Source organism: Nostoc sp. UIC 10890 (assembly GCF_054786515.1).
The window spans coordinates 790,375-797,221 of record NZ_JBSGKF010000001.1; the positions used below are offsets into that span (position 1 = coordinate 790,375).

At 35.1% G+C, this 6,847-nt stretch carries 5 protein-coding genes; 1 reads left to right on the top strand and 4 read right to left on the bottom strand.

Annotated elements, in window-relative coordinates; translation table 11 throughout:
• The first annotated feature begins 39 nt into the window (after positions 1-39).
• Positions 40-372, top strand: a complete 333-nt coding sequence (locus tag ACWATR_RS03205; protein WP_460329463.1) for a hypothetical protein — start codon at positions 40-42, stop codon at positions 370-372.
• Here the strand turns inward: ACWATR_RS03205 and ACWATR_RS03210 are convergent.
• The 4 genes from ACWATR_RS03210 to ACWATR_RS03225 all read right to left on the bottom strand — a co-directional run bounded on the left by ACWATR_RS03210 (position 330) and on the right by ACWATR_RS03225 (position 5,522).
• Positions 330-608, bottom strand: coding sequence for a hypothetical protein (locus tag ACWATR_RS03210; RefSeq protein WP_460329465.1), 279 nt, complete (start codon positions 606-608; stop codon positions 330-332). The two genes, ACWATR_RS03205 and ACWATR_RS03210, sit on opposite strands and share 43 nt — an antisense overlap.
• Before the next feature lie 456 nt (positions 609-1,064).
• Complete coding sequence (locus ACWATR_RS03215; protein ID WP_460329467.1) at positions 1,065-2,480, bottom strand: AAA-like domain-containing protein; 1,416 nt, start codon at positions 2,478-2,480, stop codon at positions 1,065-1,067.
• A gap of 578 nt (positions 2,481-3,058) precedes the next feature.
• Positions 3,059-4,225 carry an AAA-like domain-containing protein gene (locus tag ACWATR_RS03220; RefSeq protein ID WP_460329469.1) on the bottom strand — a complete coding sequence of 389 codons (1,167 nt, stop codon included), beginning with the start codon at positions 4,223-4,225 and terminating at the stop codon, positions 3,059-3,061.
• Between the two features lie 1,159 nt (positions 4,226-5,384).
• Entirely contained in the window at positions 5,385-5,522 is a 138-nt protein-coding gene (locus ACWATR_RS03225) for a hypothetical protein (protein WP_460329471.1), read from the bottom strand.
• Positions 5,523-6,847 lie beyond the last annotated feature (1,325 nt).

A 6,847-nucleotide genomic window follows, 5' to 3' on the forward strand; every position in this document is an offset into this window, starting at 1 on the left:
GAAGTCGTTCAATTCGATGAAAGTTTTTGATTAGTAAAAATGATTCACACGCTAACGCCTGAGCAAGAGGCTTTAATTCCAGTTTATCGGGACAAGTGGAGAGCGATCGCATTTTCAACTGAGCGGATTGATCGTGAAAAAGCGGCAAAATCGGTAAAAGCTGGGTATATAGCAATTCGTAAACAAAAACCTGAAATTATATTTTGTGATAGTCCCTATGCTGGTCTAAAAATTGTTATTCAAAAGCAACTAAAGCAGCGATTAAATACTGAATTATACAAGCAATTATTGTACGAATTTAGCAATGAACTAAGCAAACAACTAGCATATCAGCTAAATTTCAGCGTGCGCTCTCGAGATTGTTGCTCATAAGCATCTATACCAGGGTCAGTGTAGCGATCGCCAGATGTCCAAAGGCAGTAAAAAATACGTGCAAGTTTATGAGCGATAGCAGTAATCGCCTTTGGAGCGCCCATTCTAGCTTGCATACGACGATAGTAAGCACCCAAAGCAGAATGACTACGACATAGGGTTTGTCCAGCCATGCGGAAAGCAGTGGCGGCACGGTTCGTAACAGGACGAGTTTTAGAACTTTTAACTTTGGCCACCAGTAACACGGCTACCAAAGCATAAACCAAGCCACGAAGTAAAATACTTGACTGTGGGAAAACGTGTAGGATCTAAACCAACGTAGCTACGGAGAATACAAATTTGGTCTTCTGGACGGAATGAACCCGACAGTAAACCGTAAGTATGTAATTGTTGTAGCCACTGGCAATCTAAAACATCAGTTTTACGATATTTCTATTCTGCAACGCCAGATATTCTCAGCATCAGAGCGAAAATGCAATGAAAGTTAAGGTAGTTAAGAAAGTTAGCAAAAAATTATTTTAAACTAAAAATATATTATAATTAAACGCTTGATATCAAACAGCTATTAACTACTCTTGTTGAAAACGCAGAACTAAAATTTCCTCGAATTTGATCCTGTAATACTGCGATGCCTAGGTTGGGCTGCGCCTATGCAGTATTTGATATTGAGTCAGTGCCTTATAGTTGCTTTATCAAACAATTGTGGATAGCTGTTTTGCAAAATAGGACTGGTAGAGTCCGTAACGCGGTAAGATGCGATCGCCCTCAAAGCGAATTAATCCCAAACCTTCAAGCTTGTAAGTGTCAATAGGATTAAGAGAAATACCTTGCTTTGCTGCCAGAATTTCAGCATAAGTCTTTGCCAGTCTAGGATTTTCTTGCAGTTTAATCAACTGTCGCCATAAATGATCGCGGTAGATGCCACCATTGGCGATCGCTTCCTCTATTATTTCTTGCAGGGCCATTTCTTGAGACCTAAGATAATACAAACTAATCTGAATTAGTGCTGGATGTCCCCCTATTAGTGACATTAGTTGGGCAAAATCTTTAGCTTTAAACGAGTCTAAACTATACCGCCTAGCTAAATCTTCTACTTGTGGTTGAGTAAAATCGTTCAGACGGATAGGTAGACCAATATTAAAAGGAGAGAGATTAATATCCATCGAGATATAGTCTTCGGTTGAGTAAACCATTACTAACCTCAGCTTTTGCCAATTGGGATTGTGTCGTGCTTCCTCACACCATGACCGCAACAATGTAAAAAACTCGTGACAAATGTGAGGATATTCAAAAAAACGGTCAATTTCATTCAACACTAAAACTACTGGGCTTTGACATTGTTCGAGCAAATAGTTTTCTAAATAGAAGCCGCTACTCAAGTTGTAGCCAATTTCTTCATTCCAGTTTTCCTTGAGGTTTGGGTCTATACCTAATTGAGTTGCAATTTTCCAGCAAAGACGACGCAACAGTTTATTTAAATCAGTTAGACACTCACTATCGAATTGGTAACAATTCAGATTCACAGTCTGATACCCTTGTTTCTGTGCAAAGGCACAAAGCCGCAAAACAAGAGAACTTTTACCCATCTGTTTGGGAGACTTAATCCGAATCACGCAGCCACTAGTAGTTACTTCTCGATAAACCTTTCTCTCTAGTGGAGGACGTTCAATATAAAATTGAGAATCTAAAGGCACTGGGCCATCCGGGTATGACCAAAAATTTTCTATCTGTTCAGTTTGTATGTGATGTTCTTCGACAAGTGAGGTTGATTCAGAACGTTGAGATAAATCTTTTTCTATATTTGCAATAGACAATAACTCAGATGTTTCAGCCTCATTTGCTTTGTTGACTATGGTATAGTCTTCGCTGTGTAATTCTAGATTAAAAGCGCTAAAGCAGAGTTTTATAGTTTTTTGATCTACACTTTCACTTAAAGACCATAATTTACTCAAAGTTCTAGTAGAAACATGAATGCGCGAGCTTATTTCTTCTAAACTCAAGTGTCCACCTTTGTTTTCTACTATCTCCGCATAAAGAATTGCTGATTGTAACCGTTTAATTCCTGTGGAAGTTAGTACAACTCCTCGTGCGCGTTTAGTTTTATACATTGCTGTCCCAAGTAGCTGTTATAAATGAGTGTCACAAGCAATATTTCTTTTTACATACTGAAGCTATAATTTAGTATGGTAATTTTTGATACATTTTTATTTTATCTTTTCCTAAGATATATTGGAACTCTAACAAACAAGTTACATTATACTAGCTTGATAGTAAACGCTGACATCAATTATCTATTTATCCTACTTTTCCTACTTTTCCTACTTTTTCACTGGGTGTTTTGATGGTTGTGTTGCAAAAACTCTCTAAAGAAATGAAGTCCTTGTATTTACCTGAATTTGTACAAATGTAATTAAATAATGTAATATTTTTAACTTGTATAAGTTATGACTTTTTTGCTTGTGTGTTGCGAAAAGATTATCGCTTTATTAGAACTCTAAATATTGACTATTAATAGTTGTGGAACTACTTGTAATCAAGACTTGGTTAAAAACTTGGCAGAAATTATGCACAAGCAAAATCCAAAGATAGACGAGTAGATGCACCATGAATAAGTAATAATTTATACTTATCTCTCGGATAAACAATGCAGAACTTATCTATATAGATGTATTCTGATTACTAGCTCCTACCAAGAAAAGGGAAGATTTTCTAACTGTCTTAATACCCATTGAGGAGTGAAAATACTCCGATAAATCGGATTTTTAACTCTCAGATAGCCGTTATAATTTCCCACCAAACCAGATAGAAACAGTTGCGTCTGTTCTTCACTATTATCGGCTGGTATCAAGTTCTCTATCGGGTTCCTATTCCTTAGTTCCTCTACTTGTAACACCCGTTGATAAATGTTTAATAACTTTCCTGCTTTGTGTTCGTCAAAAAGTAAGCGATCTCTTATGGTACGGAAATGTTCAGGTTCATCTTGGAATTCCCAATGGTGAATAATGCGCGATCGCACCAATTGTTCTACCCAATATCTTTCAGTACCGTTCGGTATAGTAATTGTTCCTTTATAACTTTCTAAGGCAACTTGCACAACTAAATGACAAAGCTTTTGGGTGAGAAACGGTTGTCCTTGTGTCCAATGAATAATATACAGCAATATTGCTTGTGGCTGGCTGACTACTTCTTCTAAACCTGCAAGTAGGGGCATAACCTCATCTAATTGAAAGTCACATAATTTAATTGCTCTACCAATATTAAAGAGCGTTCGATGTCGATCAACATCAACAATGAGGTTAGATGGACTGGCTACACCAAACAAAGCAAAACCCAAGCGTTGAAAGTTTGGGTTGTGTGCTTGCTGTTCATAACAGTAACGAATCCAGATAAAAAAATCGTTGATCGGGAAATTCAAACTTAGGAGGCTATTAATATTGTCGATCAAGATGAAAATGCGATTATTTTGAATTTCTTTCAGCAACACCTGTTCAACAAATTTATACAGTTGTTGTACAGGATCAAGCTCTGATTGTTGCTCCCACCAACTTTCAAAGTTGACCTGTTTTGTCAGATTTAACTTATGAAACAGGCTGAAAATAATGCCTTTATACCATTGTATAGGTGTAATTTGATTAGTACCTAATAGAGCTAAACTCAGATAAACACATATATGATTTTCTTTTTCTAAGTGATGAATAGTCCGGTGTAGGAGAGATGATTTGCCTGTTTGGTGGGAGTTGAAGACGTAACAAAAATCTCCTGTTTTTAATCCAGTATAAAGTTGTTCGTCTGCTTGACGAACAATATATGTAGAGTCATCATACTTCAGGCTACCACCGACTTGATATCTCATAGTCAAGTCAATGATTATAAATAGCGATACTTGTACTTTGGTAAAAAATACTATATTTAAATGCAAAAATTTTCTGATGTAATTTAACTATTGTTTTCATTTTTTTTACTGTTGCTTAAGTTTTAACTGTCTTATCTTTCCTTGGATTATCTTACGATGATCGCCCTGTTTCATCACTATCAGTGAATAGTTTATTCATAACTTTTATGCTATATACCTAGCTTTCTAAATCACTACGCTTACTTCCTTTTCGTTACGCTTTTGAATTGAACTTTGATAAATATAGATTGAGATTTTTAGCGATGGCGTAACCACCCAGCGTAGCTGATCGCCACATATAATTACTCAATCAACTTGTCTAGGTTAGTAAATAAAGCGTCGTGATGAGTAGATGGACATAAATAAAGTGAAGATAGGGCAGGTGAGACGTTTACTCCATAACCCATAAGAGGTTAATTGTTGTTATGAGGTGGGCATTATGCCTGCATAGTCAATAAAAAAGCATTTTGTATTTAATTAGGTTCATCTACTTATTACCAATGTAAATGAGGATGTAAATCAACACAGGTCATAATTTTTCACAGCAGATATGTAGTGGGAAAGGAAAACTAAATTAGCCTATGAAGAAAACAAAGTTGTTTATAAAAAATTATATATTTTTAGATAATTAAAGAATAATTCCTCAAGAGATACTGCCAAAGTCGATTACTCTATCATGTGCAGACTTATCTTCTCTTAGCTAAAAATAAAAATCAAGGAAAGTTAAGACATTTAAGTAAATTCTTGAGAGAGTTAAGACATCAATACTGCTCGGTTAAGGATGAAAGTAAGCTCAACCCCTTGAAATATCTTTGTCTATAATGCCCAAATAAGCGTAACTGAGCAGTATTAGTTAAGACAGTTAATAAAAAAGTAAGTTGTGTTTTGAACTAAAGAATTATTAAAATAATCACACAACCATTCTAAATCAAGAAAATGCGATTGTTATCTGGTAAGAAAAAGCCTGAGCTTACTCAAATTTATAACTGGTCTTGAAATTTCCTTTTTGACGTTTTGCTTTAGTAACTTTTTGCTTTAGTAACTACTACACTTTGTAATTCATTAAGTGATTTTAAAATTGAATCTCTCGGCTACAGGTTCATCGTTACCACCAAACAAACTAACCTGTCGTGCTGGTGAGTCCAGTCTGCGGTGTCGGTTTCCGTCCCGTTGAACTGGCGTTAGCGAGTTTGTAAGCATCACCCGTTCGCGCAGCGTCTTTGCTAGGAGAAGGGCAAAGAACGATTTCTTTTTTCACTGGTTTTGCTTGTGGTAATTGCTTGCTCAATAACCGTTGCAGCGCTGCTTCTATTGCTTTGTATCATTGGCGACAACAAGGAGAAGTCTTTAAGATACACTACAGTTTATTTTTAATCTTGATTAGAATTCCTAATTTACAAAGCTTTGAGCCTTACTGAATCATATCGAATTATGATTCATTAAAATATTTTAAATATCTATAGGAATCCGCTTTGATTTCTGAACGAATTTGGGTAGACAGGCAATAGGCAACAGGAAAGAAGGCTTCTTAGTTGTACTGAGTTTTTTCAGAAATCAAATATGAATCCTAATATCTGCTTAACTTTCTTAAATTTCTTAAGTTTCTTAACTTTCTTAAACTTCTTAACTATTTTCTTAAATATCTTATTAACTGTCTTAACTGGTCTTGTGTTTTATTGAAAAAACTGGGATTATTTATCTGAATATATCTACTGAATGATTAAAAATAAATTATGATGTTGCTTACAAATTAATAATTTTAATTAATAGCAAGATTGTAGTTTTAGTATCCAACGATGTGCCCGACTGTGGTGTAGTCGTCAAACAACATCCCTACGATATCAAAGGTAGAATAACACTTTAAATAGAACAATATGAAAAATAGCTTGTCTTTTACTTGCCGCAATCTCGCCTTTTTTCCTCCTCACAGGGAACGTTTTCGTTGCTTTTTTCTAGATGAGACGATGCCTACGGCGGCAAGCTACGCCTCCTGATTAAGTACAATTTCAAACGTTTGTAACAGTTCATCAAATGCCTTGCAGTTTAACCCAGTAAATGCACTAAGTAGGTGGTCTGCTTTTAGTACCGGATTGTTATCTAGCATTTTCCTGTTTCATTCTAGCCGATGATACTTCACTTTACCTTATTAAGCGATAAGTATATTAAGGCTATTCATAAAGAACGTAGCAAAATCGAATCTGTTCAAGTTCTCCTCACAAGAAATTAAAAATTTACCGATTACAGAGGAGCAAAAAATCAAACTGAAAAAATGAACTTAGTACAGAAAATTTTACCGATGCCAAGATATTTAAATTCAAAAAAAATAAGTTTTTGATAAATAATTTTGATAGTTATTTTTTAGTTAATCTCAACTCAGTCTGAGCATAATTATATTTAGCTAATTTCACTCTCACAAGAGCGAAATATATCTTGCTATAAAAGCTAGATATTAGCCAAGAAAAACAATTCTAAGACTGCAAATGTAACAGTGATAAAAAGAGTAAGTTCATCTAAATAAAGAGATTTTTTAGTAGCAAAGACTCTATTTGTGCATTATTTGTATTTTTATAACCAAGATTGTCA

Bases quoted from the DNA above. Each gene is read 5' to 3' on its own strand.
- ACWATR_RS03205 (WP_460329463.1), top strand. From the start codon at position 40: ATGATTCACACGCTAACGCCTGAGCAAGAGGCTTTAATTCCAGTTTAT.
- ACWATR_RS03215 (WP_460329467.1), bottom strand. From the start codon at position 2,480: ATGTATAAAACTAAACGCGCACGAGGAGTTGTACTAACTTCCACAGGA.
- ACWATR_RS03220 (WP_460329469.1), bottom strand. From the start codon at position 4,225: ATGAGATATCAAGTCGGTGGTAGCCTGAAGTATGATGACTCTACATAT.